Consider the following 16,090-nt stretch of genomic DNA (forward strand, 5'->3'; position numbering starts at 1 on the left):
CAGGCGAAAATCTTAGTTGATTTCGCCGTGGCAGTGTTTGAACTTCTTGCCCGAACCGCACCAGCACAGTTCGTTGCGGCCCAGCTTCTGTTCGTTGCGCACCGGGGCCTGGGCCAGGGCCACATCGACCTCTTCGCCCAATACTTCCGGAGCCTCAAGACCAGGCGCTTCGTCGTGCTGGAACTGCATGCGCGCAGCCAGTGCCTCGGCTTCCTGACGCAGGCGGGCTTCTTCCTCGATCGGGTCTTCGCGACGCACCTGAACGTGGGACAGCACACGAATCGAATCGCGCTTGATCGAATCCAGCAGTTCGGAGAACAGCGTGAACGACTCGCGCTTGTACTCCTGCTTCGGGTTCTTCTGGGCGTAGCCACGCAAGTGGATGCCGTGACGCAGGTGGTCCATGGTCGACAGGTGGTCTTTCCACAGGTCGTCCAGCACACGCAGTACGATTTGCTTCTCGAAGGTGCGCAGTGCTTCGGCACTCGCCTGCTCTTCTTTCTCGTTGTACGCGGCCAGCAGCTCGGTCATGAGCTTCTCGCGCAGGGTTTCTTCGTACAGGTGGTCGTCTTCGTCGAGCCATTGCTGGACCGGCAAGTCGACACCGAAGTCGCTCTTCAACGCAGCTTCCAGGCCGGCAACATCCCACTGCTCAGGCAGGGACTGTGGCGGGATATGGGCGCTGACGGTGGCGTTGAGCACGTCCTGGCGGAAATCGGCAATGGTCTCGCCGATGTTGGTGGCGGCCAACAAACTGTTACGCATGTGATAAATCACTTTACGCTGTTCGTTGTTGACGTCATCGAACTCGAGCAGTTGCTTACGAATGTCGAAGTTACGGCCTTCTACCTTGCGCTGGGCCTTCTCGATGGCGTTGGTCACCATGCGGTGTTCAATCGCCTCACCGGACTGCATGCCCAGGGCTTTCATAAAGTTCTTCACCCGATCCGAGGCGAAGATGCGCATCAGGCTGTCTTCCAGGGACAGGTAGAAACGGCTGGAACCGGCGTCACCCTGACGACCGGCACGACCACGCAACTGGTTGTCGATACGGCGCGATTCGTGACGCTCGGACGCGATCACCTGCAAGCCGCCGGACTCCAGCACTTGCTGGTGGCGCTTCTGCCAGTCGGCCTTGATCTGCGCGATCTGCTCAGGGGTCGGGTTGTCCAGGGACGCAACTTCCACTTCCCAGTTACCGCCCAACAGGATGTCGGTACCACGACCGGCCATGTTGGTGGCGATGGTCAGTGCGCCCGGGCGACCGGCCTGGGCAATGATCTCGGCTTCTTTTTCGTGGAACTTGGCGTTGAGGACCTTGTGCTCGATGCCTTCCTTGGCCAGCAAGCTGGACATGTGCTCGGAAGTTTCGATGGTGGCAGTACCCACCAGCACTGGACGGCCCTGGGCCATGCATTCCTTGATGTCGGCGACGATTGCAGCGTATTTCTCGTCGGCGGTCAGGAACACCAGGTCGTTGAAGTCTTTACGCGCCAGCGGCTTGTTCGGCGGGATAACCATCACCGACAGACCGTAGATCTGGTGGAATTCGAACGCTTCGGTGTCGGCTGTACCGGTCATGCCGGACAGTTTGTTGTACAGACGGAAGTAGTTCTGGAAGGTGGTCGAGGCCAGGGTCTGGCTTTCAGCCTGGATGTTCAGGGCTTCCTTGGCTTCGATCGCCTGGTGCAGGCCTTCCGACAAACGGCGACCCGGCATGGTACGACCGGTGTGTTCGTCGACCAGTACGACCTGGCCGTCCTGCACGATGTATTCAACGTTGCGATGGAACAGCTTGTGGGCGCGCAGGCCGGCATACACGTGGGTCAACAGACCCAGGTTGTGCGCCGAGTACAGGCTCTCGCCTTCGGCCAGCAGGCCGATCTGGGTCAGCATGTCTTCGACGAACTGGTGACCGGCTTCGTTGAGTTCGACCTGGCGGGTCTTCTCGTCGATGGTGAAGTGACCTTCTTTGGTCACCACGCCTTCCACTTCCTCGATGTGTTGCTCAAGGCGCGGGATCAGCTTGTTGATCTCGGTGTACAGGCGCGAGCTGTCCTCTGCCTGACCGGAGATGATCAGCGGGGTACGGGCTTCGTCGATCAGGATGGAGTCGACTTCGTCGATCACGGCAAAATTGAGTTCGCGCTGGAATTTTTCTTCCATGCTGAACGCCATGTTGTCGCGCAGGTAGTCGAAACCGAATTCGTTGTTGGTACCGTAGGTGATGTCGGCAGCGTAGGCGGCGCGCTTCTCTTCCGGCGGCTGGAACGGCGTGACAACGCCGACCGTCAGGCCGAGGAATTCGTACAGCGGACGCATCCAGTTGGCATCCCGGCGGGCGAGGTAGTCGTTCACTGTCACAACGTGCACGCCCTTGCCGGACAATGCGTTGAGGTAAACGCCCAGGGTAGCTACCAGGGTCTTGCCTTCACCGGTACGCATTTCGGCAATCATGCCTTCATGCAAGGTCATGCCGCCGATCAACTGGACGTCGAAGTGGCGCATGCCCATGACACGCTTACCGGCTTCGCGGGCGACCGCAAAGGCTTCGGGAAGCAGCTTGTCGAGGGTTTCACCTTTGGCTATGCGGGCCTTGAACTCTTCGGTCTTGGCGCGCAATTGCTCGTCCGAAAGGGCAACCATCTGCTCTTCGAAGGCATTGACCAGCTGCACCGTCTTGAGCATGCGTTTGACTTCGCGCTCATTCTTGCTTCCAAAAAGTTTCTTTAACAAAGGCGCAAACATATCGGCAGGTTCTTCCACACATAGGGATGGAGGGCGCCCCGTGAGTCGCCCGAGCAGCCCTCACGGCCGCATGCGAACGAGCATTCTACCCGGAAACGTGGGTGAGGAAAGTGGCGTTATTCCACGATGCTGGCACGGCGCTCTTGGAGGGCTTGTTTAAAATAAGGGCTTTTTGCTGAACTTCAACCCATTCGGGCAATAAGTTACTCGTTGATTTAATGGATAAACTGCCGGTAATGCAATGGCGGCGGTGTCGCAGACGCTTTCTGCTACCATGGCCTCTCTGTTACTTAAGGTGTCTAGTCATGGCATTTCGCCCTCTTACGGCCCGAGCTCCCGCCGTGTTGCTTCGCGAAGCCAAGCCTTTAAAAGCCATCTTCGGCCATGCGCAACGCCTTGGTCATCTGCAACGCCTGGTAGAAAGCCAACTGCAGCCCGCCGCTCGCGAACACTGCCATGTGGCCTCGTGGCGCGAGGGCAATCTGCTGCTGATCGTCACTGACGGCCATTGGGCGACGCGCCTGCGCTACCAGCAGAAACGTTTGCAGCGCCAATTGATGGCCTTCGACGAATTCGCCAGCCTGACGCGCATCCAGTTCAAGGTGCAACCGCCGACCGTGCCGCAAGGTGCGGTGGGGCATACGATGGATTTGTCGGAAATCGCCGCCGAAACCATTCAGGCCACGGCAGACGGGATTACCGATCCGAACTTACGCGCTGCGCTGGAGCGGCTGGCCGCTCACGCCAAACCCAAAACCTGAGACCGGCGTAGAACCAAGTGTGGGAGCGGGCTTGCTCGCGAAGGTGGCGTGTCAGTCACTGCATATATTGACTGATCCACCGCTTTCGCGAGCAAGCCCGCTCCCACATTTGATCCCATCGTTATTTACGTTTGCTGCCGCCTAACAAAGACCCCAGTAACCCGCGCACCAACTGCCGGCCCATCTGATTGGCCGCCTGTTGCATCGCCGATTTCAGTGCCTTGCCTGCCGTAGTACCGAGGAACGCACCGGCCTTGTCGGTGAAGCTCGGTTCTTCAGCTGCGGGCGTCGCCTCCTGTTGCGGCCCCAGGTCCTTGCGCGCCATCAACACTTCGTACGCCGACTCACGATCAATCGGCTTGTCATAGCGCCCCTGCAATGGCGAACTGGCAATCAGTGCTGCCCGCTCAGCTTCGCTCAGTGGCCCGATCCGCGATTGCGGCGGTGCTACCAGTACGCGTTGGACTACTTCAGGCGTCCCCTTTTCCTGCAAGGTTCCCACCAGCGCCTCACCCGTCCCCAATTCGGTCAGCACCGCCAGCGCATCAAACGCCGGGTTGGGTCGGAAGCCATCGGCCACGGCTCGCAGGGATTTCTGCTCTTTGGTAGTGAACGCCCGCAGGCCGTGCTGGATGCGCAAGCCCAGTTGCGCCAGTACCGTGTCCGGCAGGTCTCCCGGAGACTGGGTGACGAAATACACACCGACCCCTTTCGAACGAATCAGCCGCACCACTTGCTCCAGGCGATCCTGCAGGGCCTTGGGGGTGTCGGCAAACAACAGATGCGCCTCGTCGAAAAACAGCGCCAGCAGCGGCTTGTCGGCATCGCCACGTTCCGGCAGTTGCTCGAACAGTTCGGCCAACAGCCAAAGCAGGAAGGTCGCGTAGACCTTCGGCGCCTCATGCACCAGCCGGCTGGCGTCCAATAGATGAATTTGCCCGCGGCCGTCACTGGCCGGTTGCAGGATGTCTTCGAGTTGCAGCGCCGGCTCGCCGAACAACGCTTCGGCCCCCTGCTGCTCCAGCACCGCCAGGCGCCGCAACAGCGCCTGGCTGGAACCGGTGGTCATCAGGGCCGCGTCTTCCCCGAGCAACTCCGGGTGATAGCGCAAATGGTTCAGCAGCGCCTTGAGGTCCTTGAGGTCCAGCAGTAACAGGCCTTCACGATCGGCCACCTTGAAGGCTGCGTAGAGGGCCGATTGCTGGCTGTCGGTGAGCTCCAACAGGCTGCCGAGCAAAAGCGGGCCCATTTCACTCATGGTGGTGCGCAACGGATGACCGGACTGGCCGTGGATATCCCACAACGTCACCGGATACGCCTTGGGCGTGTAATTAAGGAAAGGCATGCCGGCTATGCGCTCGGCGACCTTGCCCTGAGGGTTGGCCGCAGCGCCCAGGCCACACAGGTCACCCTTGATATCGGCGGCAAATACCGCGACGCCGGCGTCGCTGAAGGCTTCCGCCAGGCGCTGCAAGGTCACGGTCTTGCCGGTGCCGGTGGCGCCTGCGATCAGGCCGTGGCGGTTGGCCAGGCGCATCGACTGGGCAATCGGCTGGCCCTGAAGGTCTGCACCAATAATGAGTTGCGAGGAGTCAGGCATTTTGTCACCCATGGTTAATCTTTGGCGCTGAATGGTCGATACAGATAAAGCGAGAGACCCAAAAAGTCTTGGAAAAACAGGCCGGATAATTCCTGCAGGAGCAGATGGAAATATCACACTTTTTTTGACGCAGCCATTCCGCGCGTCCCAGAAGGACGTGCATCGGATATTAAGACCATAGCGGACCCCACAAGCCATGAATAAAAATCTGCGTTTCAGCCATAAAATCCTGCTTGCCGCCGCTCTTGTCGTCATTGCCGCCTTTGCGTTGTTTACCCTCTACAACGACTACTTGCAGCGTAATGCGATTCGCGACGACCTGAACAACTACCTGCATGAAATGGGCGATGTCACTGCCAGCAACATCCAGACCTGGCTTACCGGGCGCATTGTGCTGATAGAAAGCGCCGCACAGAACATCGCCATCAACCCGGATTCAACCAGCGTCGCCAGCCTCCTGGAACAGAAGGCCCTGACGTCCTCGTTCATGGCCACGTACCTTGGCGACAGCAAGGGCGGCTTCGTCATCCGCCCCGATACCAAGATGCCCGACGGCTTCGACCCACGGGTACGCCCCTGGTACAAGGGCGCGCAGGGCAGCAACGGCTCAACCCTGACCGAACCCTATATTGACGCGGCCACCGGCCAGTTGATCATCTCCATCGCCACCCCCAGCACCAAGGCCGGCCAGAGTGTCGGCGTGGTGGGCGGCGACCTGAGCCTGCAAACCCTGGTAGACAACATCGGTGCCCTGAACTTCGGCGGCATGGGTTATGCCTTCCTGGTCAGTGCCGACGGCAAAGTGCTGGTACACCCGGACAAGAGCCTGGTGATGAAAACCCTGGCCGACGTGTATCCGAACAACACCCCCCGAATCAGCAGCGACTTCAGTGAAGTCGAGGTAAACGGCAAGACACGTATCGTCACCTTTACCCCGATCAAGGGCCTGCCCTCAGTGAACTGGTACCTCGGCCTGTCGGTGGATAAAGATAAATCCTTCGCCATGCTCAGCGAATTCCGCACCTCGGCGATCATCGCCACGATCATCGCCGTGGTCATCATCATCGCCCTGCTGGGCATGCTGATTCGCATCCTCCTGCAGCCACTGCACGTCATGACCCGCGCCATGGAAGACATCGCCGACGGTGAAGGCGACCTGACCCGCCGCCTGACCATCCAGAACCACGACGAATTCGGCGTGCTTGGCAGCGCTTTCAATCGTTTCGTGGAGCGGATTCACACCTCGATTCGCGAAGTTTCCTCGGCCACCGAGCAGGTCAATGAAGTGGCCCTGCGGGTGGTCAGCGCCTCCAATTCCTCGATGGTCAATTCCGACGAGCAGGCCAACCGGACCAACAGCGTCGCGGCCGCGATCAACGAGCTGGGGGCCGCCGCCCAGGAAATCGCCCGCAACGCCGCACAGGCCTCCAACCAGGCCAGCGATGCCCGGCACTTGGCCGAAGACGGTCAGCAAGTGGTGGAACGCAATATCAAGGCGATGAACCAGTTGTCGCAGATGATCAGCGCCTCCAGCACCAATATCGAAGCGCTTAACAGCAAGACAGTGAACATCGGGCAGATTCTGGAAGTGATCACCAGCATTTCCCAGCAAACCAACCTGCTGGCCCTCAACGCGGCGATTGAAGCCGCACGGGCCGGGGAAGCCGGACGCGGCTTTGCGGTGGTGGCCGATGAAGTGCGCAACCTGGCGCACCGCACCCAGGAGTCGGCGCAGCAGGTGCAGAAGATGATCGAGGAGCTGCAAGTCGGCGCCCGGGATTCGGTCAGCACCATGAGCGAAAGCCAGCGGCACAGCCAGGACAGTGTGGAAATCGCCAACCTGGCGGGCGAGCGTCTGAACAGCGTGACCCAGCGTATCGGCGAAATTGACGGGATGAACCAGTCGGTAGCCACCGCTACCGAGGAACAGACCTCAGTGGTGGAGTCAATCAACATGGACATCACCGAGATCAACACCCTCAATCAGGAAGGTGTGGAAAACCTGCAATCAACCTTGCGGGCCTGTTCCGACCTGGAACAGCAAGCGGCGCGCTTGAAACAACTGGTGGGTAGTTTCCGGATTTGATCCCGCCGGGTCAGCGGCTGCCTTGCACAGCCGCTGACGCCTTTTCTACAGGCAATTCGGATGTGTCCTGCAATTGTTCCCACAACTCGGCGGCGCCTGGAAACTCGGTGCCGTCCTCACTGCTCAGGTCATCCGGGTCATATCGACTCAAACAACCCTCTCCCAGCGTCGCGGGGGCTTTGGAAGTCGCCTTGTCCAGTGGATCGCTCATGCTCCAGTCCTCACCCGCGCTCAAAAAAAGGGCCTGTAGCGATTTAACGCCCAGGCCCTTCATTCTTCAATCAAAACACTTCAATCAGAACACGACAGTCTTGTTGCCGTGCACCAGTACCCGGTCTTCCAGGTGATAGCGCAGGCCGCGAGCCAGCACCATCTTCTCGACGTCACGGCCAAAACGGACCATGTCTTCGATGCTGTCGCTATGGCTGACACGCACCACGTCCTGCTCGATGATGGGACCGGCGTCCAACTCTTCGGTGACGTAGTGGCACGTTGCACCGATCAGCTTAACGCCACGCAGGGATGCCTGGTGATACGGCTTGGCACCCACAAACGATGGCAGGAAACTGTGGTGAATATTGATCACCTTGCCAGCGTATTCACTGCACAACTCCGGCGGCAAAATCTGCATGTAGCGCGCCAGTACCACGACGTCCGCATCGTGCTGCTTGACCAGGCGCGAGACCTCGGCGAAGGCCGGCTCCTTGTCCTGCGGGTTGACCGGGACGTGGTAGTACGGAATGCCATGCCACTCGACCATGCTGCGCAGGTCGTCGTGATTGGAGATCACGCAGGAGATCTCGCAGTCCAGTTCATCGCTGTGCCAGCGGTGCAGCAGGTCTGCCAGGCAGTGGGACTCACGACTGGCCATCAGGACCACGCGTTTTTTCTGTTCCGTGTCGGTGATGCGCCAGGTCATCGAGAACTCTTCAGCGATCGGCGCAAATGCCTCGCGAAATGCCTCTAGACCAAAGGGCAGCGTATCGGCACGAATTTCGTGACGCATGAAAAACCAGCCGCTGAGATTGTCCGAGTGATGGCTCGCTTCGGTGATCCAGCCGTTGTGGGAAGCCAGAAAGTTACTGACCTTGGCAACGATGCCAACCCGGTCCGGGCAAGCAATCACCAGCCGAAAAGTGCGCATTAGGGGGAAACTCCAGAACTTCGCAAAGGCCGCCATTCTAGCGATTGCGCAGAAAAACTGCAGTATTCCTCAACGCTTATTCTGATCGGCTGCGTCAACCCTGCCCCTTAATAGCGTAAGGTTTTTCCCCATTATGTGTGCAAACGCGTGGACTCCGGCAGTAAGCCAAGACTTAACCAGAGTATCTTTAGGCCATCCCCCTTACTAATTAACTCAATTCCACGCTTTTGCCACAAACAACCAAAGTAAATTACATAAATGCGGCCTTAAATGTTTACTTGGGCAAACTGTCTGACTATTATTGAGCCACTATCCCCTTTCACCCAGCGCCCTGCATAAGGTAGTCCCCATGTCCCTGATCAACGAATATCGCGCCACCGAAGAAGCTATCAAAGAGCTGCAAGCCCGTTTGAAGAACCTGTCCCAAGACGACAAACTGCAAACCGAGCTGGAATTCGAAGGCAAATTGCGCACCCTGATGGGCGAATACTCCAAATCCCTGCGTGACATCATCGCGCTGCTGGATCCGGATTCGAAAGTTAAGGCTCCACGTGGCGCCGTAAAAGCTACCGGCACCAAGCGTGCACGCAAGGTTAAACAATACAAAAACCCGCACAACGGCGAAGTGATTGAAACCAAAGGTGGCAACCACAAGACTCTGAAAGAGTGGAAAGCCAAGTGGGGCGGCGACGTGGTTGAAGGCTGGGCTACCCTGCTGGGCTAAGCCTCGCCAGGACGCTGCGTGATACGCAACGCAATAAAAAACGCCAGCTTGCTGGCGTTTTTTATTGTCCGTATTTTACCGGGAAGCTGATTACAGACTCATTCGAGTCGCTAAGGCATCAACATACTCCTGCCATTCATCAAGCACCTGGCGCTGAAACGGTGTGGCACTAACAGCCAACTCAAGACACGCCTGCTTAAAACCCTCAAGGGTGTTTGGCGCGCCCCATTGAGGGTCTGACAAACGTTGCTGACAGAAAACTCTCCAGCGTTGTTGCTCTTCACTATTCAAGGTGTCTGGAAAGTTGCGTGCACGATAGCGAAATAATAATTCAGGCAAACGTTCATCATCGAAAGGCCATTGCTGGCGCGCTAGTTGCGCCGGCTCGGCGACTCTCACTTGCTCACATAAACGTCGATCACGATCCCCGATAAAACCATCGTATAGCTGCTGCTCGGGATCGGCGCTTGGCGCAAAATCTTCCTCGGCGTAAATCGCCGCCAGTTTATCGCGCCATAGTTCCTGTGCGTCGCTTAGCCGCAGGGCCCGCGCATCACACTCATCCATATCCAGCTGCAAACGCTCGCGGTCTTGCGGCCGAAGCACGCTCAACGGTGCGACCACCGGGCAACGATTGATGTGCAGCAACTTGAGCGGTACCGGCAACTCACCTTCGGCCAGCTCGTCGCGGCGAGTATATAAGCGCCGGCGCAAGGTATCGGCGTCCTCGTCCAACAGCCCTTGCGGATCGAGACCCAGGTCGCAGACGATCAATGCATTGCGATTGCGCGGGTGCCACGCCAGCGGCAGCACCACCCCCAGGTAATGACGCTCGGCAGAAAAACGACCGGAAATATGCACCATCGGCTGCAACAACCGCACCTGGTCCATGACCCGTTGTTTGCTACGCAGTTGAAACAGCCAGTCATAGAGCTTGGGTTGCTTCTCGCGGATCAACCGGGCCAGGGCGATGGTGGCGCGCACATCGGACAAGGCGTCGTGGGCCTGGCCGTGGTCGATGCCGTTGGCGGCCGTCAACCGCTCAAGCTTGAGGGTGACGCGCCCGTCCTGTTCCGGCCAGACGATCCCGTCAGGGCGCAGGGCGTAGGCAGTGCGCACCACGTCGATCAGGTCCCAGCGGCTGTTGCCGCCTTGCCATTCCCGGGCATAGGGATCGAAGAAATTGCGGTACAAGCTGTAGCGCGTCATCTCATCGTCAAAACGCAAGGTGTTGTAGCCGGCCCCGCAAGTGCCCGGGGTGGCCAGCTCGGCGTGCACCCGGGTCATGAAGTCGGCTTCGGCCAGGCCTTTTTCCGCCAGCACGCCGGGAGTGATGCCAGTGATCGCGCACGCTGCCGGATGCGGCAGGATATCGTCGCTGGGGTGGCAGTAGAGATTGACCGGCGGCCCGACCTCGTTAAGCTCGAGGTCGGTGCGAATACCGGCTACCTGCAGCGGGCGGTCGGTACGCGGATTGATGCCGGTGGTTTCATAGTCGTACCAGAAAATGGTGGTCACGGGCTATTCCTGTGCTGAAGACCGGCAAAGTCTAGGCGCTTGCAGGCATCGGGGGCCAGCGCTGTGTTCCCTGTACAAATATTCAGTAAATCGTTGAGTGGTTGCTTCCACCGTCGACACTGCTAGCATCGGTCTTTCCAACCCCGCCGCTGCCGCCCAGGCGCCAGCGCCGCACTGCCAAGGACCGCGATGCCACCTGCGCCACTGGATACCCGCTACCAGATCGAGACCCCGGAGGGTATCGACCTGCCCCTGCGCCCGGCCGGCCTGCTGGTACGCTCACTGGCCTTTGCCTTCGACCTGGGTTTGCGCGGCCTGATTCTCGGCATCCTGTTTATCGCATTGGCCTTTCTCGGCAACCTGGGCATTGGCCTGGGTTCGCTGCTGCTGTTCCTCGTCAGTTGGTGGTACATGGTGCTTTTCGAAGTGCTCAACCAGGGCTGCTCGCCCGGCAAGCAGGTCATGGGCCTGCGGGTGGTACAGGACGACGGCACGCCCATCGGCTGGTCCGCCTCGCTGATCCGTAACCTGCTGCGTTTTGTCGACATGCTGCCCTTCGGCTATTTCCTCGGCGCCATCAGTTGCCTGCAACACCCCAACTTCAAGCGCCTGGGCGACCTGGCGGCCGGGACCCTGGTGATCTACCGCGAACAACCGCTTTCCCGCCCGCAAGTGCCCCAGGCCCCGGCGCTGCGCCTGCCGTTCGCCCTTGAGCTGAACGAACAACGGGCGATTCTCAGCTTCGCCGAACGCCAGGGCGAACTGTCGGCCGAACGGGTCAACGAACTGGCCGCTATCCTGGCCACGCCCCTGCAGGTCTCCCCTGCCCGCGCCGTGGCAGAACTCAACGGTGTGGCCCGCGGATTGTTGGGGCCAGCATGAAACAGAGTCTTTTCGAAAGCCGCCATCAGCCACAATGGCAAGCCTTTGCCGAGCAATTGACGCAGTTGGAGAAAGGCAAAGCCAAAGGCGCCGACTTCGTCGACTTCCCTCATCAATACCGGCAGTTGTGCCAGCACCTGGCCCTGGCCCAGGAGCGCGGCTACAGCAGCTACCTGGTGGACCCGTTGCAGCAGCTTGCCTTGCGCGGCCATCAACAGTTGTATCGTCATCGCAGCCGGATGGGGGCAAACGTGCTGAGCTTCCTGCTGGCCGATTTCCCCAGGCTGGTTCGCGCGCAATGGCCATTTGTGCTGGCTGCCGGCCTGCTGTTCTTTGGCAGCCTGCTCGGCATTGCCTTGCTGGTGTACCTGTTTCCGGACTTGATCTACAGCATCGTCAGCCCTCGGCAGGTGGCCGAGATGCAGGCCATGTACAACCCCGATGCCAGCCGCCTGGGCCGGGCAGCCGAACGCGCTTCCAGCGAAGACTGGATGATGTTCGGCTACTACGTGATGCACAACATCGGTATCGCCTTCCAGACCTTTGCCGCCGGGCTGCTGTTCGGCCTGGGCAGCGTATTTTTCCTGTTCTTCAATGGCCTGATCATTGGCGCCGTTGCCGGGCACCTGACGCAAATCGGCTACGGGCAAACGTTCTGGTCATTTGTCATCGGCCATGGCGCCTTCGAGCTCAGCGCAATTGCCCTGGCTGGCGCGGCTGGCCTGCAACTGGGCTGGGCGCTGATTGCACCGGGGCCCCTCACCAGAGGCGAATCCCTGCGCCTGGCCGCGCGCAAAAGTGTGCAAATGATTTGTGGTGTGATGGTGTTCCTGCTGATCGCCGCGTTTATCGAGGCGTACTGGTCGTCCACCAATGCCGTGGCGCCGTGGGTCAAGTACCTGGTCGGCACCGCCCTGTGGTTGCTGATGGCGGCCTACCTGCTGTTTGCCGGACGGAATCGCCATGCGCCTGAGTGATGCCAGCGTCGTGATCCGCCCGCGTACCTCCTGGGAGGCCATGGACCTCGGCATCCTGCTGGCCCGGGAACATCGACTGCTGTTGATGAGCAGTTGGGCCATCGTGACCTTGCCGGTCTTCGCCCTGTTCAGCGTGCTGCTGTGGAATCACCCCACCACGGCGCTGTTGCTGTTCTGGTGGTTGAAACCCGCCTTCGACCGCCTGCCACTGTATATCCTGTCCAAGGCCCTGTTCGGCGAAACACCCAGCCTGAAACAAGCGCTGCGCCAATCGCCGCGGCTGCTCAAGGGCCAACTGCTGGCCAGCCTGACCTGGCGGCGCTTCAGCCTCAGCCGTAGCTTCGAGATGCCGGTGGTCCAGCTCGAAGGGCTGCAAGGCCAGGCGCGCCAACAACGTCTCGGGGTGTTGCAGCAGCGCAACGCAGGCGCCGCGCGCTGGCTGACCCTGATCGGGGTGCACCTGGAAATCGCCCTGTGGTTCGGGTTGATGGCCGTGTTCTATTTCTTCCTGCCGCAAGAGGTCGAACGCGACTGGGATTGGCAGCAACTGGTGCTCACCGCCGGCCACGACTGGCGTTGGCTGGAGCACCTGACCAACATGTTCTACGCCTTGATCCTGGTGTTCTGGGAGCCGATCTATGTCGCCTGTGGCTTCAGCCTTTACCTGAACCGCCGCACGGTGCTGGAAGCCTGGGACCTGGAACTGGTGTTCCGCCGAATGCGCCAGCGCCTGAGCGGTGTGGCGTCGCTGCTGTTGCTGGTGGCCGGGCTGACGCTGATTCCGCCGATCCCATCGGCATGGGCTGATGAACCGGTTCCCCAAACGCCGCTGACTACACAATCGGCCAGTCACTCGATCAAGACGCTGTTGGAGCAGCCACCGTTCAAGAACCCGGAAACGCTCACTCGCTACCGCTTCGGCGAGGATAAAGCAGCCGACAAAAACAAAGCGGCAGGTGATGCCAAGCTGCCAGCCTGGCTGGAAGCATTGCTGAAAAACCTCAACAGTGATTCGTTCAAGCACATCGCCAAGGGCCTTGAAGTACTGCTCTGGGGATTGCTGGCAGGTGGCCTGGCACTGGTGATCTGGCGCTACCGCGACTGGCTGCATGCCTTTGTCAGCCGCCGCAGCCCGCGCAAACCCAAGGCTGCCAAACCCGTGCCTTCGCAGCTGTTCGGCCTTGAACTGGGGGCTGACACCTTGCCCGAAGACATCGCAGACGCCGCCGAACAGCTGTGGGCAACACAGCCCCGGGAAGCCCTCGGCCTGCTCTACCGTGGGTTGCTCAGCCGCTTGCTGCACGACTTCAACCTGCCGCTGAAAAGTGCCGACACGGAAGGTGAAGTCCTGGAACGTATCCGCCAACTGCAACAACCGCAGCTGCTGGCATTCAGCGGTGAGCTGACCCGTTACTGGCAAAACCTTGCCTATGGCCATCGCCTGCCGCCTGCCTTGGCGCAACAACAGCTATGCAGCGATTGGCGAACCCTGTTCGGTTCGGGAGCGGCGCAATGAACCGGCCGTTGCTGTGGGTCGGGCTGCTGGTCGCGGGCTTGCTGGCAGCCGGCGGTTTTTATGCCTGGCACAAGGCGATTCCTTATCAGGAAGTGGTCGATCGCGGCCCTTCACCCGAAGCCCTGGCCAACCCCTACCTGGCAGCTGAACACTTTCTGCACCAGCAGGGCCTGGTGGTGGAACATGCCAACAGCCTCGAACGGCTGGCCAGCCTTTCGCCCAAGGGCAACAGCCTGCTGTTGCTGGGCGAGCGCAGCAACATGAGCCCGCCCCAGGTTGATCAATTGCTGCAGTGGACCCGGGCTGGCGGCCATCTGCTGCTGGTAGCCGAAGCGCTGTGGGATGAGGACACCGGTGAAAGTGGCGACCTGTTGCTGGATCGTGTGCAGATACACCAATCCTTCAGTGAAGAATTCGACGCTCCGGCACCCGCGCGTAAAAAGAAAACGCCGGACCTGACCAAACTCTATGTGGACAACGAAACAGCGCCGGCCTATTTCAGCTTCGACACCGACTTCAACCTCACCGACCCCAGGCACCTGGCACAATTCTCGGCCAACAGCGCCCGGTCGACGCACCTGATGCAGGTCAACCTCGGGCAAGGGCGTGTGACCGTGGTCACCGACAGCGACCTGTGGAAAAACCCCGGCATCGGCCTGCACGATAACGCGTGGCTGCTCTGGTACCTGAGCCAGGGCACCCAGGTCACACTGCTGTTCAACACTGATGTCGAGGACCTGTTCAGCCTGTTGTTGCGCTACTTCCCCCAGGCACTGGTGGCACTTGCCGCACTGATCGCCCTGGGCCTCTGGCACGCCAGCCTGCGCCAGGGTCCGATCCGGCAACCGGCGCCCAAGGCACGGCGGCAATTGCAGGAACACTTGAACGCCAGTGCCGACTTCATGTTGCGCCGCAGCGGGCAAGACAGCTTGCTGCAAGCCTTGCAGCGCGACATCCAGCGCACCGCTCGGCGCCGTCATCCCGGGTTCGAACACCTCGATACAGCCGAACAATTGCGGGTGCTTGAACGCCTGACCCGCCAACCCTCCCTTGTTATCAGCCAGGCCCTTGGCCCACCTGCGACGAAACGGCTCTCCAGCGCCGATTTCAGCCGCCAGGTGGCCTGCCTGCAAACCCTCAGGAATGCCCTATGAGCGAATTTCCCGCCACTGACCCGATTCAGCGCGCCAGCCAACTGGCCCAGGCCTTGCGCGTCGAACTGCGCAAGGCGGTTATCGGTCAGGACCCGGTGATCGATGACGTGCTCACGGCGTTGATCGCGGGCGGCCATGTGTTGCTTGAAGGGGTTCCCGGCCTGGGCAAGACCTTGCTGGTACGCGCGCTGGCACGCTGTTTTGGAGGCGAGTTCGCGCGCATCCAGTTCACCCCGGACCTGATGCCCAGCGACGTGACCGGCCATGCCGTATACGACCTGCATACCGAACAGTTCAAGCTGCGCAAGGGACCGTTGTTCACCAACCTGCTGTTGGCTGACGAGATCAACCGTGCCCCGGCGAAAACCCAGGCAGCGTTGCTGGAAGCCATGCAGGAACGCCAGGTAACCCTTGAAGGCGAGGCGCTGCCCATCGGCCAGCCGTTCATGGTACTGGCCACCCAGAACCCCATCGAGCAGGAAGGTACTTACCCGTTGCCCGAAGCCGAACTGGACCGTTTCATGCTCAAGGTGCGCATGGACTATCCCGAGGCACAGCAGGAACTGGACATGGTGCGCGAAGTCACCCGCTCGTCCCGAGCCGACATGCTCGACGTACAGCCGCTGCGCACGGTGCTGCAAGCCGAAGACGTGCTGCTGTTGCAACAGATTGCCAGCGAGTTGGCGCTGGATGAGCAGGTGCTCGACTACGCCGTGCGCCTGGCCCGCACTACGCGCAGTTGGCCGGGCCTGACCATCGGCGCCGGGCCCCGGGCCTCCATCGCCCTGGTTCGCGGTGCACGGGCGCGGGCCTTGCTGCGCGGGGGCGAGTTCGTGACCCCGGACGACATCAAGGGCTGCGCCCTGGCAGTGTTGCGCCATCGGGTGCGTATTGCCCCGGAGCTGGATATCGACGGGTTGGAAGTCGACCAGGTGCTCCGGCAATTGCTGGACCAGGTCCCGGCGCCACGCCAATGAGAC

General features: G+C 60.3%; 13 protein-coding genes and 1 pseudogene. 9 read left to right on the forward strand and 5 right to left on the reverse strand.

Going from position 1 to position 16,090, the window contains the following annotated elements; all coding sequences use genetic code 11:
• Window positions 1-12 precede the first annotated feature (12 nt).
• Complete coding sequence (secA, locus tag HX805_RS24010) at window positions 13-2,748, reverse strand: preprotein translocase subunit SecA (protein WP_003209775.1); 2,736 nt, start codon at window positions 2,746-2,748, stop codon at window positions 13-15.
• Between the two features lie 305 nt (window positions 2,749-3,053).
• Between secA and HX805_RS24015 the strand changes: the two genes are divergently transcribed.
• A complete protein-coding gene (locus tag HX805_RS24015) occupies window positions 3,054-3,509 on the forward strand; it encodes a DUF721 domain-containing protein (RefSeq protein WP_008432358.1) in 456 nt (151 codons plus the stop codon).
• A gap of 121 nt (window positions 3,510-3,630) precedes the next feature.
• Here HX805_RS24015 and HX805_RS24020 read toward each other — a convergent pair whose 3' ends face one another.
• Window positions 3,631-5,109 (reverse strand): helicase HerA-like domain-containing protein, encoded by a 1,479-nt coding sequence (locus HX805_RS24020; RefSeq protein ID WP_177021879.1) that lies wholly within the window; start codon window positions 5,107-5,109, stop codon window positions 3,631-3,633.
• Window positions 5,110-5,305: 196 nt separating this feature from the next.
• Between HX805_RS24020 and HX805_RS32660 the strand changes: the two are divergent.
• A pseudogene (locus HX805_RS32660) lies at window positions 5,306-6,337 on the forward strand (cache domain-containing protein); the annotation flags it as partial.
• A gap of 93 nt (window positions 6,338-6,430) precedes the next feature.
• Window positions 6,431-7,195, forward strand: coding sequence for a methyl-accepting chemotaxis protein (locus HX805_RS32665; RefSeq protein WP_371132408.1), 765 nt, complete (start codon window positions 6,431-6,433; stop codon window positions 7,193-7,195).
• A 10-nt stretch (window positions 7,196-7,205) separates the two neighbouring features.
• Here HX805_RS32665 and HX805_RS24030 read toward each other — a convergent pair whose 3' ends face one another.
• Both HX805_RS24030 and purU read right to left on the reverse strand, forming a co-directional pair.
• Window positions 7,206-7,406: a hypothetical protein gene (locus HX805_RS24030; RefSeq protein WP_102370299.1), complete on the reverse strand. Its 201-nt coding sequence runs from the start codon at window positions 7,404-7,406 to the stop codon at window positions 7,206-7,208.
• An 84-nt stretch (window positions 7,407-7,490) separates the two neighbouring features.
• Window positions 7,491-8,339 carry a formyltetrahydrofolate deformylase gene (gene purU, locus HX805_RS24035; RefSeq protein ID WP_003209762.1) on the reverse strand — a complete coding sequence of 283 codons (849 nt, stop codon included), beginning with the start codon at window positions 8,337-8,339 and terminating at the stop codon, window positions 7,491-7,493.
• 349 nt (window positions 8,340-8,688) lie between these two features.
• Between purU and mvaT the strand changes: the two genes are divergently transcribed.
• Window positions 8,689-9,063: a histone-like nucleoid-structuring protein MvaT gene (mvaT, locus tag HX805_RS24040; protein ID WP_003209760.1), complete on the forward strand. Its 375-nt coding sequence runs from the start codon at window positions 8,689-8,691 to the stop codon at window positions 9,061-9,063.
• A gap of 90 nt (window positions 9,064-9,153) precedes the next feature.
• Here mvaT and sbcB read toward each other — a convergent pair whose 3' ends face one another.
• Window positions 9,154-10,581 (reverse strand): exodeoxyribonuclease I, encoded by a 1,428-nt coding sequence (sbcB, locus tag HX805_RS24045; RefSeq protein WP_003214166.1) that lies wholly within the window; start codon window positions 10,579-10,581, stop codon window positions 9,154-9,156.
• A gap of 189 nt (window positions 10,582-10,770) precedes the next feature.
• Between sbcB and HX805_RS24050 the strand changes: the two genes are divergently transcribed.
• From HX805_RS24050 to HX805_RS24070, 5 genes are read left to right on the forward strand one after another with little or no spacing between them, the layout of a single operon-like run.
• A complete protein-coding gene (locus HX805_RS24050) occupies window positions 10,771-11,463 on the forward strand; it encodes an RDD family protein (protein ID WP_003214165.1) in 693 nt (230 codons plus the stop codon).
• Window positions 11,460-12,440 carry a stage II sporulation protein M gene (locus HX805_RS24055; protein WP_003214164.1) on the forward strand — a complete coding sequence of 327 codons (981 nt, stop codon included), beginning with the start codon at window positions 11,460-11,462 and terminating at the stop codon, window positions 12,438-12,440. Before HX805_RS24050 ends, HX805_RS24055 begins: the two co-directional genes overlap by 4 nt.
• The gene (locus tag HX805_RS24060; RefSeq protein WP_177081662.1) at window positions 12,427-13,956 is read left to right on the forward strand and encodes a DUF4129 domain-containing protein; all 1,530 of its coding nucleotides are present in this window, start codon (window positions 12,427-12,429) and stop codon (window positions 13,954-13,956) included. The genes HX805_RS24055 and HX805_RS24060 overlap by 14 nt, the downstream gene beginning before the upstream one ends.
• Window positions 13,953-15,110: a DUF4350 domain-containing protein gene (locus tag HX805_RS24065; protein ID WP_177081663.1), complete on the forward strand. Its 1,158-nt coding sequence runs from the start codon at window positions 13,953-13,955 to the stop codon at window positions 15,108-15,110. Before HX805_RS24060 ends, HX805_RS24065 begins: the two co-directional genes overlap by 4 nt.
• Complete coding sequence (locus HX805_RS24070) at window positions 15,107-16,087, forward strand: MoxR family ATPase (protein WP_008432346.1); 981 nt, start codon at window positions 15,107-15,109, stop codon at window positions 16,085-16,087. Before HX805_RS24065 ends, HX805_RS24070 begins: the two co-directional genes overlap by 4 nt.
• Window positions 16,088-16,090: the final 3 nt, after the last annotated feature.

Source organism: Pseudomonas sp. G5001 (assembly GCF_013385475.1).
Classification (GTDB): Bacteria; Pseudomonadota; Gammaproteobacteria; order Pseudomonadales; family Pseudomonadaceae; genus Aquipseudomonas.

Excerpts from the sequence above, each read along its gene's own strand:
- HX805_RS24060 (WP_177081662.1), top strand. The coding sequence starts at position 12,427 with ATGCGCCTGAGTGATGCCAGCGTCGTGATCCGCCCGCGTACCTCCTGG.
- HX805_RS32665 (WP_371132408.1), top strand. The coding sequence starts at position 6,431 with ATGGTCAATTCCGACGAGCAGGCCAACCGGACCAACAGCGTCGCGGCC.
- HX805_RS24055 (WP_003214164.1), top strand. The coding sequence starts at position 11,460 with ATGAAACAGAGTCTTTTCGAAAGCCGCCATCAGCCACAATGGCAAGCC.
- purU (WP_003209762.1), bottom strand. The coding sequence starts at position 8,339 with ATGCGCACTTTTCGGCTGGTGATTGCTTGCCCGGACCGGGTTGGCATC.
- mvaT (WP_003209760.1), top strand. The coding sequence starts at position 8,689 with ATGTCCCTGATCAACGAATATCGCGCCACCGAAGAAGCTATCAAAGAG.
- HX805_RS24015 (WP_008432358.1), top strand. The coding sequence starts at position 3,054 with ATGGCATTTCGCCCTCTTACGGCCCGAGCTCCCGCCGTGTTGCTTCGC.
- HX805_RS24020 (WP_177021879.1), bottom strand. The coding sequence starts at position 5,109 with ATGCCTGACTCCTCGCAACTCATTATTGGTGCAGACCTTCAGGGCCAG.
- HX805_RS24030 (WP_102370299.1), bottom strand. The coding sequence starts at position 7,406 with ATGAGCGATCCACTGGACAAGGCGACTTCCAAAGCCCCCGCGACGCTG.
- secA (WP_003209775.1), bottom strand. The coding sequence starts at position 2,748 with ATGTTTGCGCCTTTGTTAAAGAAACTTTTTGGAAGCAAGAATGAGCGC.
- HX805_RS24065 (WP_177081663.1), top strand. The coding sequence starts at position 13,953 with ATGAACCGGCCGTTGCTGTGGGTCGGGCTGCTGGTCGCGGGCTTGCTG.
- HX805_RS24050 (WP_003214165.1), top strand. The coding sequence starts at position 10,771 with ATGCCACCTGCGCCACTGGATACCCGCTACCAGATCGAGACCCCGGAG.
- HX805_RS24070 (WP_008432346.1), top strand. The coding sequence starts at position 15,107 with ATGAGCGAATTTCCCGCCACTGACCCGATTCAGCGCGCCAGCCAACTG.